Source organism: Burkholderia sp. KJ006 (assembly GCF_000262695.1).
GTDB classification, from domain to species: Bacteria; Pseudomonadota; Gammaproteobacteria; order Burkholderiales; family Burkholderiaceae; genus Burkholderia; species Burkholderia vietnamiensis.
On sequence record NC_017921.1, the window covers coordinates 881,862 to 902,532 of the forward strand.

The window sequence follows — 20,671 nt, forward strand, 5'->3', positions numbered from 1 at the left end:
CGCATCGACGGCTCGCCGGCCGGCGAGCAGCGCCACCGTCAAGTGTTCGTCGTGGCCTGCGGAAACACCGGTTCGCCGAGCGTCAGCATCAAGCGGTTCGCCCACGCGAAGATCGCGATCGCATGCGACAGGTCGAGTATTTCGTCATGAGCGAGTCCCGCGGCCTCGAGCGCGGCGATGTCGCTGTCGTCCACCGTGTCGGGCCGCTCGGTTAGCGCGATCGCATAGCGGACGATCGCGCGTTCGCGCGCGTTCGTCCCCGCCGTCGATGGGTCTTCAAATACCTGCTCGATCGAATCGCTGCGTTTCGCGAGCTGCGTGAAGCGTTGCGCATGGACCGATGCGCAGTACACGCAGCCATTCACACGCGACACCACCGTGCTCGCCAGTTCCCGCTCCGCGCGCGACAGTCCGCCGGGGCCGTACATGATCGCGTTGAACACGGCCGAGCGTTGCCGCAGGATCTCGGGCTGATGCACGAGCAGCAGGTAATAGTCGGACGTCGTTGCGTGCGGATGGCTCGCCTCGAGCACGTCGAGCTGCTCCGCGGTGGCGCGTTCGAGCGGCACCGTATCGAGCCACGCACGCCAGCCGAGCGTGTCGGACGTGAAGCCGTGGGAGGTGACCGTGGTCATGCGGCCTCCCGCGCGACGCGCGTGTGCAACGCGCTGGCCGCCGCCGCGACGCGCAGCTGATACGCGACGAACGCGACGAGCTGCGACAACGCAACGATTGCCGCCGTCGTGAATCCCGCCGACTTCAGTGCGGCGAGATCGGACGCGTGTGCGTCGACGGGCGACAGCGTCAGGCGCCGCGCATGCGCGAGCAGCGCACCCAGACGGCGCGGCAGCGCATCGAATGCGTCGGCGTCGGCGCGCGCGATGTCGTCCGGCGTGCCGCCCGCCTCGATCAGCCGCGCGTGGTAGGTCGCGGCGAGTGCGTGCGCACTCGATCGCTGCGCGACGTAGCGCGCCGCATGCAGACGCTCGATGAGCGAAAGATCGGGCAGCGCGGCATCGAACAGCGCGGCTTCGCTCAACTGCGTATGGCGCAGCACCTTCTCGCGCGCGCGGCGCAGTGCGGCGACCGGACTGTCGTCGCGCAGCCCGGCGACCGCGTCGATCGTATCCGGCGCGGCGGCCGGCGGTTGGGTATCAATCATCGTGGTGGGTTCCGGTGGTCACGGGTGTCGTGGAAGGCGCCGTCCACGCGTCGGCGTCGCGCCATTCGTCGCCATGCAGCTCCGCGTTGGCGAACGCGACGAGCGCGTCGTAGTGGCGGTCGCGATCGTCGTCGAACAGCCGGCTCGCGATGCCGCGCGCGAGCCGTCCCGCGCCCGCGCTGATCGCGGGGATGTCGCCGGACAGCTTGCCGTGGCTCAGACTCGCCGCATTGTTGAAGCAGTGGATGCGCGTGACGGCTGGGCATGCGCCGCGCTCGCGTTCCTGGAACGCGAACGCGGGACCGAGATCGGGCGACTCGGCGAGTTCGTCGAGCCAGGTGCCGGGCGGCGGTTGGTAGCGATCCTTCCAGCGCCGCACATGCGGCCCGAACGATGCGAATTCCGTGCGCGTGGTCCAATCGGAATGGAAGCCCGTCGCGAAGATCAGGAAATCGACCGTGTAGCGACCGCGCGGCGTGACGACCTGCAGCCCGTCATGAGCGTCGACCAGCGTTTCGATCGGGCTGGCCGCATGGAAGTACGCGTGCGGGTGCCGCGACACGCGCAGCACGCTCTCGCGCGGCGGCGGTGTCTGCGACGTCAGCGCATAGTGCATGAAGCGCCACTTCGTCGCGTCGTCGAGCGCGGCGAAGCCATGCACGAGGCCCGGGCTGCCGATGCCGGTCAGCTTGTTGATGCGCGGAATGTCCGCGCGACGGAACAGCAGGTCGACGCGAGCGGCGCCTGCCTCGAGTGCGGTACCGGCATTGTCGAACGCGGACGCGCCCGCGCCCACCACGCCGACGCGCTTGCTGGCGAGCGCCGCGAAATCGATCGGCTCGGACGAATGCGCCCAGCGCGTGCGCGGCACGCGTTGCGCGACGGGCGGAACGTACGGGCCGCCGAGTCCGTCGCGGCCGGTCGCCAGTACGACGTGACGCGCGAGCACCGTCCGCGTTGCGCCGCTCGCTTGCAAGTCGAGCGCAAGCAGGCCGTCGTCACGCGGGCGCAGTGCGACGAGCGTGGTGTCGTTGTGCACCGACAGGTCGAGCACGCGGCGGTACCAGCGCAGATAGTCCATCCACTGCGTGCGCGGGATCTTGTAGAGCGCATCCCATGCGTCGCGGCCGTGGCAGGCTTCGAACCACGCGCGAAAGGTCAGTGCGGGGAGCCCGAGCGCGGGGCCGGCGAGCTGCTTTGGCGAGCGCAACGTCTCCATCCGCGCGAAGGTGACCCACGGGCCTTCATAGCCGGCCGGCGCGCGGTCGATCACGCATTGGTTGTCGATGCCGAGCAGACGCAGCTCGGCCGACGCCGCGAGCCCTGCCATGCCGCCGCCGACGATCGCGACGTCGAGTACGCGCGCACCGTCGACCTCGCGCGGCGGCACCCACGACGGCGGGGGCAGGTCGAGCCAGCGCAGGTCCTGCGCGACACGTGCTTCCAGTGCCGCGAGTGTGTCGGGCGTCGCCGTCATGCGGCCTCCTTGCGGGCGCCGCGCGCGTGCGCGGTTCGGGTCGATCGGGTAGGGCGCGTCGCGCGAGCCGGGCGCGCGTCGCCGTCGGTGCGCGGCCGGTCGCCGCGCATCCACGCGTCGTGCACAGATGCATCGTGAAAGATCACGCCGTCGAGGAGTGTGCGCGTCGTGCGCTGCAGCGCGTCGAGCAGCGCGTCGACGGCGGCCGTGCGCGGCTTGCCGGCCGGCGTCGCGACGCCGAACGCAAACGGTATGTCCGCATCGAGCGGGCGTACGACGACGCCTTCGACCGGCAGTGCGACGCCCGTTGCCGGATCGACGATCGCGATCCCGAGCGCGGCGCGCGCGGCCATCACGGCATTCAGCGATGCGTTGGTCTCGACGAATACACGGACGTCGACACGTGCTGCGGCCAACGCCGCATCGATGCGCTGGCGCAGCCGGTGCCGGTTCGCGACCGTCACGATGCGGCGCCGCGCGAGATCGCGCAGTGCGATACGCGGCTTGGTCGCGAGCGGATCGGCCGCGGCCAGCACGGCGACGCAACGGGCTTGCGCGATCCAGTGCACGTCGAGCCCGGCATGCGCGATCGGCAACGTGACGACGCCGATATCGGCGGTGCCTGCCAGCACTTCGTGCACGACGTGTTCGGCCGATTCGCTGCGCAGCTGGTAATGCGGCGCGTGCGCGCCGTCGGGCAGCGCGGCGAGCGCGGCCGGCACGAGCGCGGCCGCGAGCGAAGGCGTGGCCGCGATGCGCACGGGCTCGGCCGTTTCGTCGCCGAGTGCGCGCGCCCGCGCTTCGATCGCGCGCAGGCCGACGAGCGAACGCTCGACTTCGTCGTAGAGCAGGAACGCGCGGCGCGTCGGCGTGACGCGGGGGCCGTGCCGGTCGAACAGCGCATAGCCGAGATCGGCTTCGAGCTCCTGGATCTGCCGCGTGACGGCCGGCTGCGAACGGCCGAGCAGTTCGCCCGCGCCGGTGACGCTGCCGGCCGACATGACCGCCGAAAATGCTTCGAGTTGATGCAACTCCATGGCGCGTTCCGATGATGCAATGTGCGCATTGTAGGAGCGCATGCATGCGTGATTCATATAATGATTTTTGCTATCGACAGCGCGAAAAGTGCGAAGCGCGGGCGCACCGCGCGGAGTTCGATTACGTGCATGCGTGCCGGTCCCGCACGGCCGCGCATGTCGAACCTCAATCGAATCAAAGCGCTGCGCCGCGTACGCACGCGCCGTGCATGTGCGCCGCACGCCGATGCATCGACGCACGCGTTCGGCTTCGCGCCGCGTGCGATATCGATATGCGCAAAACTTCGTTGGAACGCCCTGAGGCAGATGGTTACATGCCGTCACTCTTTTCGATTGGCGGACGGCTGGGGGGCGTATGAAGGTATCGGGCATCGACACACGCGGCGCATGGCGGCGCGCACTGGGCACGGTTGCGGCGCTGGCTGCCGCATGGGGTTTGTCGACGGGCGGCGCGCTCGCCGCGGGCGTATCGGGCGAGCCGCTGGTGATCGGCGTGAGCGGACCGCTCACCGGGCAGGACGCGCAATACGGCGAGCAATGGAAGCGCGGCTTCGATCTCGCGCTCGACGAGATCAACGGCAGCGGCGGCATCCATGGCCGCCCGCTCGCGGTGGATTTCCAGGACAGCCGCAGCGACCCGCGCCAAGCGGTCGCGATCGCGCAGAAGTTCGTCGCCGATCCGCGCATCGTGATCGAGCTCGGCGACTTCTCCAGCGCGACGTCGATGGCCGCGTCGCCGATCTACCAGCGCGGGCAGCTGATTCAGTTCGGCTTCACGAATTCGCATCCCGATTTCACGAAGGGCGGCGACTACCTGTGGAGCACCGCGCTCAGTCAGGCCGAGGAGCAGCCGCTGCTGGCGCGTTACGCGGTGAAGGAGCTCGGCTTCAAGCGGATTGCGGTGCTGTACCTGAACACCGACTGGGGCCGCACGAGCAAGGACATCTTCGCGAAGGCGGCGGCGGGGCTCGGCGCGCAGGTCGTCGCGGCCGAAGGCTACCAGCCGGCGGAGAAGGACTTCCGCTCGACGCTCGTGCGCATCGGTGCGTCGAAGCCCGATTCGATCGTGCTGATCTCGTATTACGCCGACGGCGCGCAGATCGTGCGTCAGGCGCGTAGCGCGGGCCTCGCGTTGCCGATCGCGGCGGTCGGCTCCGTGTATTCGCCGAAATTCCTCGAACTGGGCGGCACGGCCGTGGAAGGCGTCTATACCGAGTCGAACTTTTTCCCGGCCGAACCGCGTCCGGAAGTGCAGGCGTTCGTGCAGCGCTATCGCGCGAAATATCATGCGGATCCCGATTCGTTCGTGGCGCGCGCGTACGACGCGCTGATCCTGTCGGCCGACGTGCTGCGCCGCTACGGGACCACGCGTGCGGCCGCGCACGACGGCTTCGCGAAGGTGAGCGACGTGCCGAGCGTGATCTTCGGCAAGGTGCGCTTCGACCCGCAGACGCGCCGTGTCGAGGGCGCCCGCACCGTCTATCTCGTGGTGAAGCAGGGGCAGTGGGCGCTGTGGGACGGCGCGAAGCCGCAACTCGCCGCGCGCTGATCCAGCGCGCGCCCTGACCCGCATGCTTTCGACGGACGTATCGTGATGGCTTCCTGGCTCGACTACACGCTCAACGGTCTCATCGTCGGCAACATCTACGCGTTGCTCGCGGTCGGGCTCGCGTTGATCTTCGGCGTGTCGCATCTGATCAACTTCGCGCACGGCTCGGTCTACATGGTGGGCGCGTTCGTCGGCTGGCTGTGCCTGACGCGCTTCGGCCTGCCGCTGCCCGTCGCGCTCGCGGCGGTGGTCGCGGGCTGCGCGGCGCTCGGCATCACGATCGAGCGCATCGGGCTGCGGCCGTTGCGCCACGCGGCGCGGATCGCGCCGCTGCTCGCGACGATCGGCATCAGTTTCATCCTCGATCAGCTCGCGCAGCTCGTGTTCGGCGCCGATCCGCGCGCCGTGCCGACGCCGTTGCCCGACTGGCACGTGCGGATCGCGGGCGCGACGCTCGGCGCGCTCGACCTGCTGATCGCGGGCATCGGCATCGCGGCGGCCGCACTGCTGTACGGATTCCTGCGCTTCACGCGGCTCGGCTGGGCCGTGCGCGCCACTGCGCAGGACCGCGACGCGGCGCTGCAAATGGGCGTCGACGTCGATCGCGTGAACCAGGCCGTGTTCGCAATCGCATGCGCGCTCGGCGGCGTCAGCGGGCTGCTGGTCGGCATGTACTACAACAGCATCGATCCTGCGATGGGCTTCCAGGCGACGCTCAAGGGCGTGGTCGCGCTGCTGATCGGCGGGCTCGGCAACGTGCCGGGCGCGATTGCGGGCAGCCTGCTGCTCGGTCTCGTCGAAAGCTACGGCGTCGCGCTGTTCGGGACGAGCTATCGCGACCTGTTCGCGTTCGGGCTGCTGATCGTGTTCCTGGTATGGCGGCCGAACGGGCTGTTCAGCGCGAAGCGCGCGCTGCCGCCCGAGCCGATGACCGGCACCTTCCTCGCCGCTGCGAGGCACGTACGCGTGCCGCGCCCGGCCGTCGCGGCGCTGATCGTGCTGGCTGCCGCGCTGCCGTGGCTCGGCGCGTCGCCGTATGTGCTGCAGACACTGACCAACGCGTGGCTGTATGGGCTGCTCGCACTGAGCCTCACGCTGGTGGCCGGCACGGTCGGGCAGATCTCGCTCGGCCATGCGGCGCTGCTCGTGATCGGCGCGTATGCATCGGCGCTGCTGTCGTCGGATCTCGGCTGGTCGCCGGCTGTGACGATCCCGTGTGCGGGCGCGATCACCGCGGTGCTCGGCACGCTGCTCGTCTATCCGGCATTCCGCTTGCGCGGCCACTACGTGTCGATCGCGACGCTCGGCATCGGCGAAGTGGTGAGCCTCGTGATCCTGAACTGGGACGGCCTCACGCGCGGCCCGCTCGGCATCACCGGCATCGCGCCGCTGCCGTGGGCGAGCACCGCGCGCGCCGCGTACTGGTTCGCACTCGCGGTGCTCGTCGTGCTGGCGCTGCTGCAGGTGCGGCTGCTGCGCTCGCATCTCGGCCGTACGCTGCGCGCGGTGCGCGAGGACGACGTCGCCGCACGCGCGCACGGCATCGCGCCGAATCGCTACAAGGCGATCGCATTCGCGGTCGGCGGCGTGGCGGCCGGCGTGAGCGGCGGAATCGCCGCGCATCTGTACAGCTACATCAATCACCAGACCTTCGATTCGCAGGTCTCGATCCTTGCGTTGACGATGGTGATCCTCGGCGGGCTCGGCAACGTGCTTGGCGGTATCGTCGGCGCGGTTGCGCTGATCGGGCTGCCCGAGCTGTTCCGCTGGGCGGCCGACTATCGGATGCTGATCTACGGCGTCGTGCTGGTGCTGCTCGTCCGGTTCCGGCCGCAGGGCCTGCTCGGCACCGTGTAAGGAGAAATGCGATGACCACTCGTCGACCGTTGCTCGACGTGCGCGGATTGACACGCCGCTTCGACGGCGTGACCGCGCTCGACGCCGCGAGCCTGACGCTCGCCGACGGCGAATTGCTGAGCGTGATCGGCCCGAACGGCGCGGGCAAGTCGACGCTGTTCAACCTGATCGCGGGCGCGGACCGTCCCGACGCCGGCTGCGTGACGTTCGACGGGAGCGACATCACCGGCGTCGCACCGGAGCGGCTCGCGGCGCTCGGCATCGCGCGCACGTTTCAGCACGGCCGCGTGTTCGGCAACCTGAGCGTGCTCGACAACGTATTGATCGGCGCCCATGCGCGGCTGCGGGCGGCGCGACGCGGCTGGCCGGTGCTCGGCGCGGCGGCCGAGGTATGGCGCGCGCTGGTGCGGCCCGCGTCGGTGCGGCGCGAGGAAGCCGCGTTGCGCGCCGAAGCGCGCGACATCGTCGCGCGATTCGGCGAGCGGCTCGCGCCGCGCATCGATCACCCGGCGCATAGCCTGTCGTATGCGAACCGCCGACGCGTCGAGATCGGCCGCGCGCTCGCGCTGCACCCGCGCCTGCTGCTGCTCGACGAGCCGACCGCCGGGATGAACGAGACCGAGACCGCCGAGATGCTGCAACTGATCCAGTCGCTGAAGGCGGGCGGCCTGACGATCCTGCTGATCGAACACAAGCTCGAGCTCGTGATGCGCGTATCCGATCGCGTGATGGTGCTCGACAACGGCGTGAAGATCGCCGAAGGCGCGCCGCGCGACGTGCGGCACGATCCGCGCGTGATCGAGGCCTATCTCGGGCGCCGCCATGCGGACGCCGCGCGCGCGGCGGCATGAGCCCACCATTTTCTGGAGCTGACCTCGCGATGACCGACACGCTGCTGAAACTGGAGCACCTCGACACGTTCTACGGACCGGTGCAGGTGCATTTCGACGTGAGCTTCGAGGTCGGCCGCGGGCAGATCGTCAGCCTGCTCGGCGGCAACGCGAGCGGCAAGTCGACGACGATGAAGCTGATTCTCGGGCTGATGCGGCCGCGGCGCGGCGTCGTGCGCTTCGACGGCGACGACGTGACGTCGCTCGCGACGCCGCAGCGCGTCCGGCGCGGGATCGCGGCGGTGCCCGAGGCGCGGCGGCTGTTCGGCGACATGAGCGTGCGCGAGAACCTGTTGATGGGCGCGTACACGCGTGGCGACCGCGCGGCGGTCGCCGACGATTACGCGCGCGTGCTCGACCTGTTTCCGCGCGTGAAGGAGCGGCTCGCGCAGCGTGCGGGCACGCTGTCGGGCGGCGAGCAGCAGATGCTCGCGATGGCGCGTGCGCTGATGGCGCGGCCGAAACTGATCTGCATGGACGAGCCGACGATGGGCTTGTCGCCGCTCTACGTCGACAAGGTGCTCGAACTCATCGATGCGATCAACCGGCAGGGCGTGACGGTGTTCATGGTCGAGCAGAACGCGAGCCTCGCGCTGGAGATCGCGCACTACGGATACGTGTTGCAGACGGGGCGCGTCGCGCTCGAAGGGCCGGCGAGGGCGCTGCTCGACGACGAACGCGTGCGCGATGCGTATCTCGGCGGGGATGCCGTGACGGCCTGACGGCGGCAGTATGCTGCGTGCTCACGCTCCCCGCCCACTCCCCACCGCCCGCGGAAACGTCAACACGACCGCAAACCCGCCCGCGTCGGGAAACGCGAACCCGACGCGCCCGCCGTGCGCCTTCATCACCTCCTGCACGATCGCGAGCCCGAGCCCCGAGCCTGTGCGGCGCTCGCTGCCGTCCGCCGCGATCCGCACGAACGGCTGCAACGCCGCGTCCCAATGCTCGCGCGCGATCCCGCGGCCGTTGTCGGTGACGGTGAGCGTGACGCCATCCTCCGCATTCCCCGCCGTCGTGACCGACACGACGATATCGTCCGCATGTCCGTGCAGCAGCGCGTTGTGCAGCACGTTCGACAACGCCTCCTGCAGGCTGATCGCATCGCCGTCGATCCACGCTTGCGGTGCATCGCTCGCGAACGCAACGGCCACGTCGCGCGCGCCGGCGAGCGGAATCGCGCGGCCGAGCACGTCCTTCGCGAGCGCGACGAGCTCGACCGGTTGCAGCGGCACCGCCTCGGTGCGATGGATCACCATCGCGTGATTGAGCAACTGCCCGGTGAGACGTCCGACATCGGCGCAAGTCGCGCGCAACGCATCGAGCCGCGCCGCATGCCGGGCCGGATCGTGTTCGCCGTCGAGCAGCTCGATCTGCGCGTCGAGCCGCGCGAGCGGCGTGCGCATCTGGTGCGCGGCATCGGCGATGAAGCGCTGCATCGCGTTGATCCGCTCGGCCAGCCTTCGCATCAGCCCGTTGATCGAGCCGATGATCGCGTCGATCTCGCTCGGCGTGTCGACGGCCACCGGCCGCAGGTCGGCCGGGTCGCGCGCGGCGATGATCGCGCCGATCTGCGCGAGCGGGCGCAGGCCGCGCCGGATCGCGAGCCCGCTTGCGCCGATCGCGAGCACGCTCATCAACACGATCAGCGTCCACACCTTGATGCTCATGTCGTTGGTCAGCTGCTGCCGCGCGTTCGTTGTCTGCGCAACGGTGACGATCGCCCAGCCCGGCGTGCTCTCCTCGGGCATGTAGCGCGCGATGGTCGCGGTGCGCACGCGATGCCCCTGGTACACGGCGTCCGCGAACGCCGGCCCCTGCTTCGCGGCGGCCGCCGTCGCGGGGCTCGCGAGATCGCCGTAGCCGGCCACGACGACGCCGCGCGAATCGACGACCTTGTAGTAGACGAGGTCGTAGCGCGACAGCGTCGACAGCGCGGCGACCGGCGGGTTCAGCGCGAGCACGCCGCCTTGCACGTAGAGGTTTTCCGCGACCTGGATCGACGCGCCTGCAAGCAGCTGGTCGTACGCGCGCTCCGCCGCGACGCCCGCGTAGTAGCGCGCGATCGCGGCGAGCGCGAGCGCGCCGGTCGCGACGACGAGCGCGATCAGCAGCAGCGTGCGGCCGAACAGCGTCTTCGGGAACCAGTCAGTGCGCGGCAATCTGATACCCCATCCCGCGCGCGGTGCGGATCTCGACCGAGCTGCCGTGCAGCTTCCTGCGCACGCGCGTCACGTACTGCTCGACCGCATTCGCGCTCGGCTCGTTGCCGAAACTGAACAGCTGGTTCAGCAGCTCGTCCTTCGAGAAGATTCGCTGCGGGCGGCTCGCGAGAATCTCGAGCAGCGCGAACTCCTGGCGCGACAGCGACAGCGGCTGGCCGTCGAGCTCCGCGAGCCGGCTGCTGCGGTCGATCACGAGGCCGCCGAGCGTCAGCACGTCGTTCGCATGACCGCTGTTGCGGCGCAGCAGCGCCTGCACGCGCGCATCGAGCTCGCGGTAGTCGAACGGCTTCACGAGGTAGTCGTCGGCGCCGAGGCCGAGGCCGCTCACGCGGTCGTCGATCGCCGAGCGCGCGGTGACGAGCAGCACCGGCGTCGTGCTGCCCGCCGCACGCAGGTTGCGCAGCACGGCGAAGCCGTCGAGGCCGGGAAGGTTCGCATCGAGCACGACGAGATCGAAGCGCTCGACGCGCAGCAGGCTGTTGGCGGTCGCGCCGTCGGTTTCGTGGTCGACCGCATGGCCGAGCCGCGTGAGCCGCGCGCGGATCGCCGCGCCGATTTCGGCATCGTCCTCGACGACGAGAATGCGCATGGTGCCGTTCGCAATGAAGGGTTACGGGTTTCCCCGGGGGCGGGATCTCAGCATTTTCTCAGACTCGCCCGATAACCTGTGTTCAGCCGACACGAGCGAAGACGGCATTAATACCAGAGGAGACGGCAACATGCAGCATCTGACGCGCACCGCGAGCGCGCGGCCCCATCCGCGACGCAGCGCAGCGCACGCCGGCCGGTCCGCGTGCGATCTCCGTTGCACGCGGAGCTGCGCGTGACGACGTCGCCGCGCCGACGTGCGCTCGTCGCCGCAGGCGCGGGCCTCGCGCTCGGCCTGCTGGCCGCACCGCCGCTCGCGCGTGCGAAGCCGCGTACGGTACGGATCTCGAAAGGATATGGCGTGCTGTATCTGCCGCTGCTCGTGATGGAGAAGCAGCGGCTGTTCGAGCGTCACGCGGCGCGGCACGGGCTGCGCGACATCGTCCTCGACTGGGTGCTGCTCGACGGCGGCAACTCCGTGAACGACGCGATGATGGCCGGCACGCTCGATTTCGCGGCGGCCGGCGCGCCGGGCTTCATCGAGCTGTGGGCTCGCGCACGCGGGATTCCGAACGTCGAGGTGATCGGCATCAGCGGCCTGTCGACGACGTCGCTGTCGCTGAATGCGAACCGGCCGGGCCTCGTCGCACTGCGCGACTTCACGCCGTCCGACCGGATCGCGGTGCCCGGCATTCGCACGTCGCTGTCGGCGGTGGTGCTGCAGATGGTCGCGAGCCGGCAGCTCGGCGCGCGCCATTTCGCGCAACTCGATTCGATCACCGTGAACCTGCCGCACCCGCAGGCGATGCAGGCGCTGATCCGCCGCGACGGCGGCATCACCGCGCATTTCACGTCGCCGCCGTTCTCGACGCTCGAGTTGCGGCAGCCGGGCATTCATCGCGTCGTGAATTCGGTCGACGTGCTCGGGCCGCTGACGCTCGACGTCGTGTTCGCGCCGAAGCGGCTCGTCGATACGGAGCCCGCGCTCGCGATGGCGTTTCTCGGCGCGCTCGACGAAGCGAACCGGCTGATCGCGCAGGACCCGCGCGCGGCAGCCGCGCTGTATGCGGCGTCGTCGGGCGTCGGCGTGTCGCACGACGACGTGCTGCAGATGCTGGCCGCGCCCGACACGCGTTTCTCGGTGCGGCCGAACCAGCTGATGGACTACGTCGACTTCCTGTACCTCGCCGGCACGATCAAGGCGAAGCCCCGCGCGTGGCACGAGATGTTCGCGCCGATGCTCGACGCATACCGGTCGAGCTGAGCAGCGATTCAACCGATACCACCGATATCACCGATACCACTGAATAGCCGGGCGCGCGCGTCGCGCCGGTTCAACCGATCAGCAACCGATTCACGGAGGAGCCCGTAGTGAATGCCACCGATACCCTGGACCCCGCGTCCGCCGAAGAACAGCGCATCATGTCGAAGATCGCGCGGCGCCTGCTGCCGATCCTCGTCGTGATGTTCCTGATCGCATTCATCGACCGGCAGAACGTCGGCTTCGCGAAGCTGCAGATGGTGCACAGCCTCGGGATGACCGAAGCCGCGTTCGGCCTCGCGTCGTCGCTGTTCTTCATCGGCTACCTGCTGTTCGAAGTGCCGAGCACGCTCGCGCTGCATCGCTACGGCGCGCGCGTATGGCTCGCGCGGATCATGCTGACGTGGGGGCTCATCACCGTGCTGATGGGCTTCACCACGTCGATGCCGGCGTTCTGCTCGCTGCGCTTCCTGCTCGGCATTGCCGAGGCCGGCTTCTATCCGGGCGTCATCTACTACCTGACGCTGTGGTTTCCGCAGAGCTATCGCGCGAAGGTGCTCGGCATCTTCACGCTCGGCAGCGCGCTCGCGAACATGCTGGGCTCGCTGGTCGGCGGCGTGCTGCTCGGCCTGAACGGCGTGTGGGGGCTCGCGGGCTGGCAGTGGGTGTTCGTGGCGACCGGCGTGCCGGCCGTGCTCGTCGCGATCGTCGTGTTCCGCGTGCTGCCCGCATCGTTCCGCGAGGCGCCGTTCCTCGACGAACGCGAGAAGCAGATCGTCGCCGCCGCGCTCGAACGCGAGAAGCCGGCCCAAGCCGTCCATGCGAAGCCGTGGGCTGCGCTGCTCGATCCGCGCGTGATGCTGTTCGCGGCCACCTACATGCTGATGTCGACGTCGCTGTACGGCGTCACGTACTGGCTGCCGACGCTGGTGAAATCGTTCGGCGTATCGAGCAGCACGAACGGTCTGCTGAGCATGCTGCCGTGGGCGCTCGCGGTCGTGCTGCTGGTGTGGCTGCCGTCGAAGCTGCGCCGCGCGAAGAGCATCCTGCGCACCATCGCGATCGTCGCCGCGCTCGGCGCACTCGGCTTCCTGATGAGCCTCGTGCTGCCGTCCACGCCGTTGCGCTTCATCGCGCTCGTGCTCGGCGGCGCGTGCATTCCGCTGCTGTATCCGTGCTTCTGGTCGATGCCGCCGCGCTACTTCACCGGCGCGCGCGCAGCGGCGAGCGTCGCGGCGATCAACTCGATCGGCAACCTCGGCGGCTTCTTCAGCCAGAACCTGATGCCGTTCGCGGGCAAGGTCACGGGCACCGCGTTCGGGCCGATGATCGTGCCGATCGTGTGCCTCGCCTTGCTCGGGATCGGCGCGCTGATCGCGTGGGCGCGCTCCGAGCGCACGATGGTCGCCGCGCAGGCGTGATGCGCCACGCCGCGCGCGCCGGCGTGCTCCTCGCCGGTCATTCCTGTGTGCGCGCGGCGTGGCGTGCGTCGTACGCGATCGCGACATGCGCGGCCGCCACCGGAACCTCCACCTCGACCGTCGTGCCTTCGCCGAGCGTCGTGTCGATGCGCAGCGTGCCGCCGACGAGGTAGGCGCGCTCGCGCAGGCCCACCAGCCCGAACGAGGCGGACTTGCGCGGCGCGCCCGGATCGAAGCCGGCGCCGTCGTCGCGAATCGTCAGCACGAGCGTCTCGTCGCGATACGCGAGCGCCACGCTCGCGCTCGACGCGGCCGCATGCCGCGCGACGTTCGCGAGCGCTTCCTGCGCGATGCGGAACACGGCGGTCGCATACGGCTCGTCGAGCTGCAATTCGCCGGGCTCGACGCGCAGCGTGCAAGCGACCCCATGACGGCGCTGGAAATCTTCGACGAGCCATTGCATCGCGGCCGCGAACCCGAGGTCGTCGAGCATCAGCGGGCGCAGGTCGGACGCGATGCGGCGCGTCGCGGTGACCGCGCCGCGCGCGAGCGCGTGCATCGCGCCGATCTTGCGGGCCAGGGTCGCGTCTTCCTGCGGCACGTGATCGAGCAGCCATTCGAGGTCGTTCTTCAGCGTCGCGAGCGTCTGCGCGAGTTCGTCGTGCAGCTCGCGCGCGATGCGGCGCTGTTCGGCCTCGCGCGCGCTCGCACTCATCGCCGCGATTTCTCGCAGCTCCTCGCGCGACGCCTGCAGCGCCCGCTCCGCGCGCACGCGCTCCTCGACCTCGCGCCGCAGGTCGCGGTTCGACGCGCTCAACTGCGCGGTGCGCGCCGCGACACGCTGCTCGAGCCGTTCGTTTGCGTCGTTGAGCTGCGCGCTCTTCTGCACGACGAGCAGGTGCTGGTAGCGCGCGCCGGCGAGCGCGCGCACCGTCTGCGCATGAAGCCGGCCGTTCTCGAACAGCAGCGCGAACAGCACGACGGCAGACGCGACGAGGCCGTAGGTGCGCCCCGCGTAGAAGCCGAGGTCGAAGCGCCCGTGGTTCAGCATCGACGACAACGCGATGTCGAACAGCCACGCGACCAACACGATCATCAGCCACAGATCGAGCACCGAGTGACGGCGCCGCTGCCGCCACAGCAGCACGAGCGCCGCGAGGTTCAACGCCCAGACGACCGCGATCGCGTTCGTCATCGTCGCGGTCATCCGGTTGCCGTCCATGATGCGCGGCAGCAAATCGTGGCCGGCGGTCGCGAGCAACGCGAGCGCGGCGGTCGCGCCTGCGGTCAGCGCGATGCACAGCAGCACGGGAACCGCCGCGCGGCGCCGCCGCAGCGATGGGCTGCGCGTGCGCGAGGCCGCGCGCAGCAGCGCGTACACGCCGAGCGCCAACGGAAAGCCGCCGTGCCAGAACAGATACAGCCATGCGGTGGTCTGCTCGCCGGCGCCGAGCAGGCCGGTCGGCGCGAACAGCCCCGGAAAGGTCAGCATGTGCGTGCCGGCCATGAAGCCCGTGAACAGGTAGCCGCCGGCGAGCGCGAGCAGCGATTTCTCGCGCAGGATCGCGAACTGGCCGAGCAGCAGCCCGGCCGTCACGATGTCGCTGACGACGATCGCCGACTGGTACACCGGAATGAAGCCCCATACCCGCGGCAGCTGCATGCGCGCGAACGGCGCGAGCGCGACGAAGATCGCGACCGACACGAGCACCGTCGCGAGCGCGAGCCGCCGCTCGCGCCGGCCCGGCGGCAGCGACGACATGAACATGTGTGACGGCTGCGGCGCGTCGTCGTCGTCGGCGGCGGCCGGCTCACGCATGCGGAACGCGGCCATCATGCGTCGCCCACGCCGAGATCGAGCTCGTGGCGCACCGCGTAGCGCACCAGCGCGGCCTCGTGCGGCAGATCCATCTTCTCGAGGATGCGGGTCTTGTAGGTGCTGACCGTTTTCGCGCTCAGCGCCAGCTCCGAGGCGATCCGCGTGACCGTCTGACCGGCCACGATGCGACGCATCACGTCGAGCTCGCGCGCGGACAGCCGTTCGTGCGGCAGCAGGTCGGCCGGCGTACGCAGCGTGCGCGCGAGGCTCTCGGCGGCCGACGGGCTGACGTACACGCCGCCCGCCGCGACCTTGCCGACGGCTTCCACCAGCGCGGTGCTCGCGCTGTCCTTGGTCAGGTAGCCGGTCGCGCCGGCCTTGAACGCGCGGGCGGCGTATTGCGTCTCCGCGTGCATCGTCAGCACCAGCAGCCGCAGCGACGGCGCGCGTTTCTTCAGCAGCCGGATCAGGTCGATGCCGGTCGGCCCCGGCATCGACAGATCGAGCAGCAGCACGTCGGCGGTGTGCCGTTCGGCGAGCGCCAGCGTGGCGTCGCCGTCGCTCGCCTCGCCGACGATGTCGAAGCCGCCGGCCGTCTCCAGGATGTGACGCAAGCCGTCGCGCATCACTGCATGATCGTCAGCCAGAATTACCCTGATCATCGAGCGGTTCTCTCCCGGATGGCGCCGCGTGGCCGCGGCCGTTCGTCCAACAATATATGCCGCCGCAGCGGCAAACGGTGTGCCCGATGTATCTTTTTGAGACACTTGAGCGGGGAATGCATATTGCAGCGAAACGATCGCCGCGTACAGGTGCACGCGGCAGCGCCGGGCGGGGCGGGCGTTCCAGCGTGGTCGTCGGCCGCCGGTCGATGCCGCGGATCGCGGGCCGGCCTGTTTAAGAGATAAACTGGTGAGCGATTGGAATGCGTCCCGCCGAAGGAATCCCGACGATGGTCGATCTCGTCCACATCCTGCCGTCCGTGCTGCTCGACGCCGTCGTGTGGGCCGGTGTGCAGGCCGCGCAGGGGCTTGCGCACGGCGCGCCGCTGACGCGCGCGCAGCACGCCGATGCGCGCGCCGTCGGCGTCGCGCAGCCGGAGCTCATCCGCGTCGTGATCGCGGATCGGCTGCCGTTTCCCGATACGCCGACGCTGGGCGCGATCGCCCGCGACTCCGGGCTGCTCGCGCCGGAGACGATCGGCCTCACGCTCGGCCACGCGGTCGTGCTGCGCGGCCACGACACGCGGCGTTTGCTCACCCACGAGTTTCGTCATGTCCATCAGTACGAGGAAGCCGGGTCGATCGGCGCGTTTCTCGCGCGCTATCTGCATGAAATCGCGACCGTCGGTTACCACGACGCGCCGCTCGAGGCCGACGCGCGGCAGCACGAGTTCGACTGACGCTGCCCACGGGCGCGCACGCGCATCGACGAAGCCGCACGCCGCCGCGATGCGCCCGCTGCCGGCGCGGCGCACAGTGATGCCCGGCGGCCCGCGATGAGCGACGCGATCCACGGCTGGCTGGCCGCGATCGGCGCGCATCCGCTGCTCGTGCTGGCGGTGGTGTTCGTCGTCGCCTGTGCCGAATCGATCGCGCTGATCGGCACGATCGTGCCGGCCGGTGCCGTGATGTTCGCGGCCGGCACGCTGGTCGGCGCGGGCGCGCTCGACGCCTGGACGACGCTCGGCGTCGCGGCGGTCGGCGCGATCGTCGGCGACGGCGTCAGCTACGAGGTCGGCCGCCGCTATCGCGGCGCGATTCGCAACGGCTGGGTGCGCTTCGGCTACGCGAACGCCTATGCGCGCGGCGAGCAGTTCGTGTTGCGCCACGGCATGAAGAGCATCGTCCTCGCGCGCTTCCTCGCGCCGGTGCGCGCGGTCGTGCCGGTCGTGGTCGGATGCGCGACGCTGCCGCGACGCGCGTTCTATCCGGTCAACATCGTCTCGGCGCTGATCTGGGCGCCCGTGCACGTCGCGCCCGGCATTCTGTTCGGTGCGTCGGCCGCGCTGGCCGCCGCGATCAGCGTGCGGGTCGCGGCGATTCTGCTGGTGGTGGCCGCGCTCGTCGCGCTCGTATGGATCGGCGTGCGCCTCACGCTGCGGCGCGGCTGGCCGTTGCTGCGCCGCATAGCCGCCGCGGGCATGCACGCGTGCGCGCGGCGCTGGCCGCGCTTCGGCACGCGGCTGCACGCGGCGATCGAAGCGCTTCGGCGGCTGCCGGGCGCCGTGCCGGTGCTCGCGCTGCTGTTCGTCGGCTGCGTGTGGCTGTTCGGCGACGTCGTGCGCGACGTCGTCGCGAACGATCCGCTCACGCATGCCGACATTGCGCTGTACTCATTTCTGCAGAACCTGCGCACGCCGCCCGTCGATGCGGCGATGCGCGCGCTGGCCGTGCTGCATGGACGCGATACGGGGCTGATCGTCGCCGCTGCGTTTCTCGTCTGGCTGATGATCCACCGCTGCTGGCTGACGTCGGCGTGGTGGGCCGCGACGGTCGGCGTCGCGGTCGTGCTCGCGCCGGCGTTCGGCGCCGGCGCGCTCGGCACGACGCCCGCGAGCCTGCCGCCCGGCACCTTGCACGTGCCGCTGCCCGACGCCGACGCGGCGTTCGCGATCGTCGCGAGCAGCGGCATCGGCTGGCTGCTCGCGCGCGACCGGCCCGCGCTGTGGCGCGTGCCGGTCGTCACGGCCGTCGTGCTGTGGATCGTACTGGGCGGCTTCGCGCGGCTCTATGTGGGCGACACCTGGCTGTCGGGGCTGATCGGCGGCTGGAGCCTCGGGCTCGCCTGGTTCGCGGTGCTGGCCGCCACCTATGCGTACTGGCGGGTGCGCGAGCACGTGCAGCCGCGCGGCGCGCTGGTCGCGCTGGTGGTCGTCACGGCGACGGCCGGCGTGTGGACCGTGCCCGCGCAGTGGGCGCTCGATCGCGCGGCGCGTCCGCATGTGGGCGACGTCGTCGCGATGACGGTCGATCAGTGGCTGCGCGGCGGCTGGCAGCGCGTGCCGGTGCGACGCACCGAGATCGGCGGCGATCGCGAGGAGTATCTGCCGCTGCAATGGTGCGCGACGTCGGATACGCTCGATCGCCATCTGTCGCTGGCCGGCTGGCAACGCGCGACGCCGTGGTCGCCCGCGAGCGCACTGCGCTGGCTGCTGCCGCAGGCGCAGGCCGACGCGTTGCCGGTGCTGCCGCGCTACACGCACGGCGAGAGCACGCGGCGCGAGTTCGTGCGCGTCGATCCCGCGCGGCCGGACAGCCGTCTCGTGCTGCGGCTGTGGCGTTATCCGTACGTGTTGCAGGACGCGCTCGGCACGCGGCCGCTGTGGTACGGCGCGCTGTATCGCGAGACGCTGCATCGGCCCGCGCGGCTGATGACGATCGTGCGCACGACGACGGTCGACGATGCGGCCGCGATTGCGCAGGCACTCGACGTCGAGCCGAGGCTCGAACGCCCGCCGGTGGACATGCACGCGGCGCCGGCGACGGTGGTGCTCGTGTGGATGGTGCAGCCTTGATGCGCGCGCCACTCCGCTCCCATCTTTCAACCGCAAGGACCCCAATGATCACGCTTCGCCCGATGACCGAAGACGACTTCGCGCGTTTCTGGCCCACCTACCGCGCGGTCGTCGCCGCGCAGGAAACCTACGCGCTCGATCCCGCGCCGACGCTCGAAGCCGCGCGCACGCTGTGGCTCGATGCGCCGCTCTGCACCTGGGTGGCCGAACAGGATGGCGAGCTGCTCGGCTCGTACTTCCTGAAGCCGAACGCGGCCGGCCCCGGCAGCCACGTGTGCAACTGCGGCTACATGGTCAGCGAGGCCGCGCGCGGCCGCGGGCTCGCGCGCGCGATGTGCGAGCACTCGCAGCAGGTGGCGCGCGAGCGCGGCTTTCTCGCGATGCAGTTCAATTCGGTGGTCGCGACGAACGACGTGGCCGTCGCGTTGTGGCAGAAGCTCGGCTTCGAGATCGTCGGGCGCCTGCCGCGCGCGTATCGGCATGCGCGGCTCGGCTTCGTCGACTGCTTCGTGATGTTCAAGTGGCTCGGCGACGCAGCCGCCGCCGAAGCCTGACGCGCGCTCAGACGGCGAACGCGCCGTCGAACACGATCCGCTCGTCGAACGCGAGCGTGCCGCGCGCGAAGATCAGGTCGAGATGATGACTGCCGTTCGCGCCGCCGCCCAGACCGAGATGCAGGCCCGGATGGCGTTCCTCGAAGCCGGCGTTGCGGCCGTACAGCGCGCGGATGCCGAGGTTCGTGCCGATCCCGAACTCCTCGATGCGCCGGTGATTGTCGTGGCGCTCGAGATAGGCGGCGAAGTCGCGCCGGAAGCCCGCATCGTCGCTGTCGAAACCGTCGATCAGGCTGTCGCGCACGTGCAGCTTCGCGAGCCGCTCGGCCACGCGGTATTTGATCGCGAACGGCACGGTGCCGAGGAACGTGCCGCTGAACACGATCGAGCCGTTGAGGTCGGTGACGTGCGTCGCGATCTCGCCGGGCACGACGTCGAGGTTGCCCATGCCGTCGACGCTCGTCCATTTCTGGTCCGCGGCGAGCGAACCGCTGAGCCGGTTGCCGGCCTCGTCGATGAAATGGATCTGCGATGCGTGCGCGGCCGCTTCGATCAGCCGCGCGTTGCGCGCGGCGATGTCGTCGAGCGATTCGGCGAACGCCTCGTCGAGATGCGGGCCGTAATCCTTGAACAGCACCGACTTGTTCCAGTGCTCGACGATCGCGGGACGGATCGCCGCAAGAAACGGCGGGCCGCTCGGCGACGGCGTGGGCAGGCATGAGGAGTCGTACAGCAGCACGAACAAATCGGCCTGCGTGAGCGCGGCGGCGATGTCGTCGGGTGCGGTGTTTTCGAGGCTGAGAGTGGTCGCGTCGAGCGAGGCGGGCAGGGCGGAAAACGCGCGCAACGCGGTGTCGCGATTGCGGGTGTCGTAGCCGACCAGCAGTTTGCCCGTCTCGCCGCGTGCGAGCTTGTCGCGCAGCGCCGGATGAAAACCCAGCGCGCGATGCAGGTTCAGCATGCGTGTCTCCGGAAGCGGCGGAAGGGCCGCAGCCCTTCCGCGGGAACGGACGGGCCGCTCAGACCGGCCAGAGCGCGGTGCCGAACGGCACCACCGCATCCTCGACCATCATGTCGACGGCCTCGGGGTGCGTGTCTTCCTGCATCCAGTCAAGCAATTCGATCTGCTGGGTTTCCTGCATGTCAATTCTCCTGTGGTGAACAGCGATTCAACATGAAAGCACGGTAAGGGTATTACCGCCGCCCACCCGGTATTTCCTGAATGCCGGGCGAGTGGCGTCGATATTAGTCTGAGGATTTATCGAATGCAATGCATTGCTGCGTTTTTAGTCGTTCGTTGATAAACACGCGGAA

Annotated in this window: 19 protein-coding genes; 9 read left to right on the top strand and 10 right to left on the bottom strand. The window is 69.8% G+C overall.

All coding sequences use genetic code 11. The annotated features are described in order from the left end of the window. Positions 1-38: 38 nt before the first annotated feature. The 4 genes from MYA_RS18020 to MYA_RS18035 are packed head-to-tail and all read right to left on the bottom strand — an operon-like array spanning position 39 to position 3,676. On the bottom strand, positions 39-635 hold the full coding sequence (locus MYA_RS18020) for a peroxidase-related enzyme (RefSeq protein ID WP_014724477.1): 597 nt from the start codon (positions 633-635) through the stop codon (positions 39-41). Beyond that, positions 632-1,162: a CMD domain-containing protein gene (locus tag MYA_RS18025; protein ID WP_011881386.1), complete on the bottom strand. Its 531-nt coding sequence runs from the start codon at positions 1,160-1,162 to the stop codon at positions 632-634. Before MYA_RS18025 ends, MYA_RS18020 begins: the two co-directional genes overlap by 4 nt. After that, positions 1,155-2,639: an NAD(P)-binding domain-containing protein gene (locus MYA_RS18030; protein ID WP_011881387.1), complete on the bottom strand. Its 1,485-nt coding sequence runs from the start codon at positions 2,637-2,639 to the stop codon at positions 1,155-1,157. The genes MYA_RS18025 and MYA_RS18030 overlap by 8 nt, the downstream gene beginning before the upstream one ends. Continuing rightward, complete coding sequence (locus MYA_RS18035; RefSeq protein WP_011881388.1) at positions 2,636-3,676, bottom strand: LysR family transcriptional regulator; 1,041 nt, start codon at positions 3,674-3,676, stop codon at positions 2,636-2,638. The genes MYA_RS18030 and MYA_RS18035 overlap by 4 nt, the downstream gene beginning before the upstream one ends. A gap of 355 nt (positions 3,677-4,031) precedes the next feature. Here MYA_RS18035 and MYA_RS18040 point away from each other — a divergent pair, with 355 nt between their 5' ends. The 4 genes from MYA_RS18040 to MYA_RS18055 are packed head-to-tail and all read left to right on the top strand — an operon-like array spanning position 4,032 to position 8,694. Beyond that, positions 4,032-5,225: an ABC transporter substrate-binding protein gene (locus tag MYA_RS18040; RefSeq protein ID WP_014724478.1), complete on the top strand. Its 1,194-nt coding sequence runs from the start codon at positions 4,032-4,034 to the stop codon at positions 5,223-5,225. 45 nt (positions 5,226-5,270) lie between these two features. Continuing rightward, complete coding sequence (locus MYA_RS18045) at positions 5,271-7,082, top strand: ABC transporter permease (RefSeq protein ID WP_014724479.1); 1,812 nt, start codon at positions 5,271-5,273, stop codon at positions 7,080-7,082. A gap of 11 nt (positions 7,083-7,093) precedes the next feature. Next, a complete protein-coding gene (locus MYA_RS18050) occupies positions 7,094-7,933 on the top strand; it encodes an ABC transporter ATP-binding protein (RefSeq protein WP_014724480.1) in 840 nt (279 codons plus the stop codon). Positions 7,934-7,962: 29 nt separating this feature from the next. Beyond that, positions 7,963-8,694 carry an ABC transporter ATP-binding protein gene (locus tag MYA_RS18055; protein WP_011881392.1) on the top strand — a complete coding sequence of 244 codons (732 nt, stop codon included), beginning with the start codon at positions 7,963-7,965 and terminating at the stop codon, positions 8,692-8,694. 21 nt (positions 8,695-8,715) lie between these two features. On the opposite strand, the gene MYA_RS18060 is transcribed toward MYA_RS18055, so the two are convergent. Further along, the gene (locus MYA_RS18060; RefSeq protein WP_014724481.1) at positions 8,716-10,134 is read right to left on the bottom strand and encodes a sensor histidine kinase; all 1,419 of its coding nucleotides are present in this window, start codon (positions 10,132-10,134) and stop codon (positions 8,716-8,718) included. Then, positions 10,121-10,786, bottom strand: coding sequence for a response regulator transcription factor (locus MYA_RS18065; RefSeq protein ID WP_011881394.1), 666 nt, complete (start codon positions 10,784-10,786; stop codon positions 10,121-10,123). The genes MYA_RS18060 and MYA_RS18065 overlap by 14 nt, the downstream gene beginning before the upstream one ends. A gap of 234 nt (positions 10,787-11,020) precedes the next feature. On the opposite strand from MYA_RS18065, the gene MYA_RS18070 reads away from it, so the two are divergent. Together MYA_RS18070 and MYA_RS18075 are read left to right on the top strand one after the other, a co-directional pair. Further along, positions 11,021-12,049, top strand: coding sequence for an ABC transporter substrate-binding protein (locus tag MYA_RS18070; RefSeq protein ID WP_041494262.1), 1,029 nt, complete (start codon positions 11,021-11,023; stop codon positions 12,047-12,049). A 107-nt stretch (positions 12,050-12,156) separates the two neighbouring features. Further along, positions 12,157-13,467, top strand: coding sequence for an MFS transporter (locus MYA_RS18075; RefSeq protein WP_014724483.1), 1,311 nt, complete (start codon positions 12,157-12,159; stop codon positions 13,465-13,467). Between the two features lie 37 nt (positions 13,468-13,504). On the opposite strand, the gene MYA_RS18080 is transcribed toward MYA_RS18075, so the two are convergent. Further along, positions 13,505-15,304 (bottom strand): sensor histidine kinase, encoded by a 1,800-nt coding sequence (locus MYA_RS18080; RefSeq protein ID WP_014724484.1) that lies wholly within the window; start codon positions 15,302-15,304, stop codon positions 13,505-13,507. Next, positions 15,301-15,948 (bottom strand): response regulator, encoded by a 648-nt coding sequence (locus MYA_RS18085; RefSeq protein ID WP_041494073.1) that lies wholly within the window; start codon positions 15,946-15,948, stop codon positions 15,301-15,303. The genes MYA_RS18080 and MYA_RS18085 overlap by 4 nt, the downstream gene beginning before the upstream one ends. Positions 15,949-16,238: 290 nt before the next feature. Here MYA_RS18085 and MYA_RS18090 point away from each other — a divergent pair, with 290 nt between their 5' ends. From MYA_RS18090 to MYA_RS18100, 3 genes are all read left to right on the top strand, one after another. Then, a complete protein-coding gene (locus tag MYA_RS18090) occupies positions 16,239-16,688 on the top strand; it encodes a hypothetical protein (RefSeq protein WP_014724487.1) in 450 nt (149 codons plus the stop codon). 96 nt (positions 16,689-16,784) lie between these two features. After that, positions 16,785-18,803, top strand: coding sequence for an LssY C-terminal domain-containing protein (locus MYA_RS18095; protein ID WP_014724488.1), 2,019 nt, complete (start codon positions 16,785-16,787; stop codon positions 18,801-18,803). A 44-nt stretch (positions 18,804-18,847) separates the two neighbouring features. Then, entirely contained in the window at positions 18,848-19,357 is a 510-nt protein-coding gene (locus MYA_RS18100) for a GNAT family N-acetyltransferase (RefSeq protein WP_014724489.1), read from the top strand. 7 nt (positions 19,358-19,364) lie between these two features. On the opposite strand, the gene MYA_RS18105 is transcribed toward MYA_RS18100, so the two are convergent. Together MYA_RS18105 and MYA_RS32440 are read right to left on the bottom strand one after the other, a co-directional pair. Beyond that, the gene (locus tag MYA_RS18105; RefSeq protein ID WP_014724490.1) at positions 19,365-20,318 is read right to left on the bottom strand and encodes a hypothetical protein; all 954 of its coding nucleotides are present in this window, start codon (positions 20,316-20,318) and stop codon (positions 19,365-19,367) included. A gap of 58 nt (positions 20,319-20,376) precedes the next feature. Beyond that, on the bottom strand, positions 20,377-20,499 hold the full coding sequence (locus MYA_RS32440) for a hypothetical protein (RefSeq protein WP_006479692.1): 123 nt from the start codon (positions 20,497-20,499) through the stop codon (positions 20,377-20,379). Positions 20,500-20,671 lie beyond the last annotated feature (172 nt).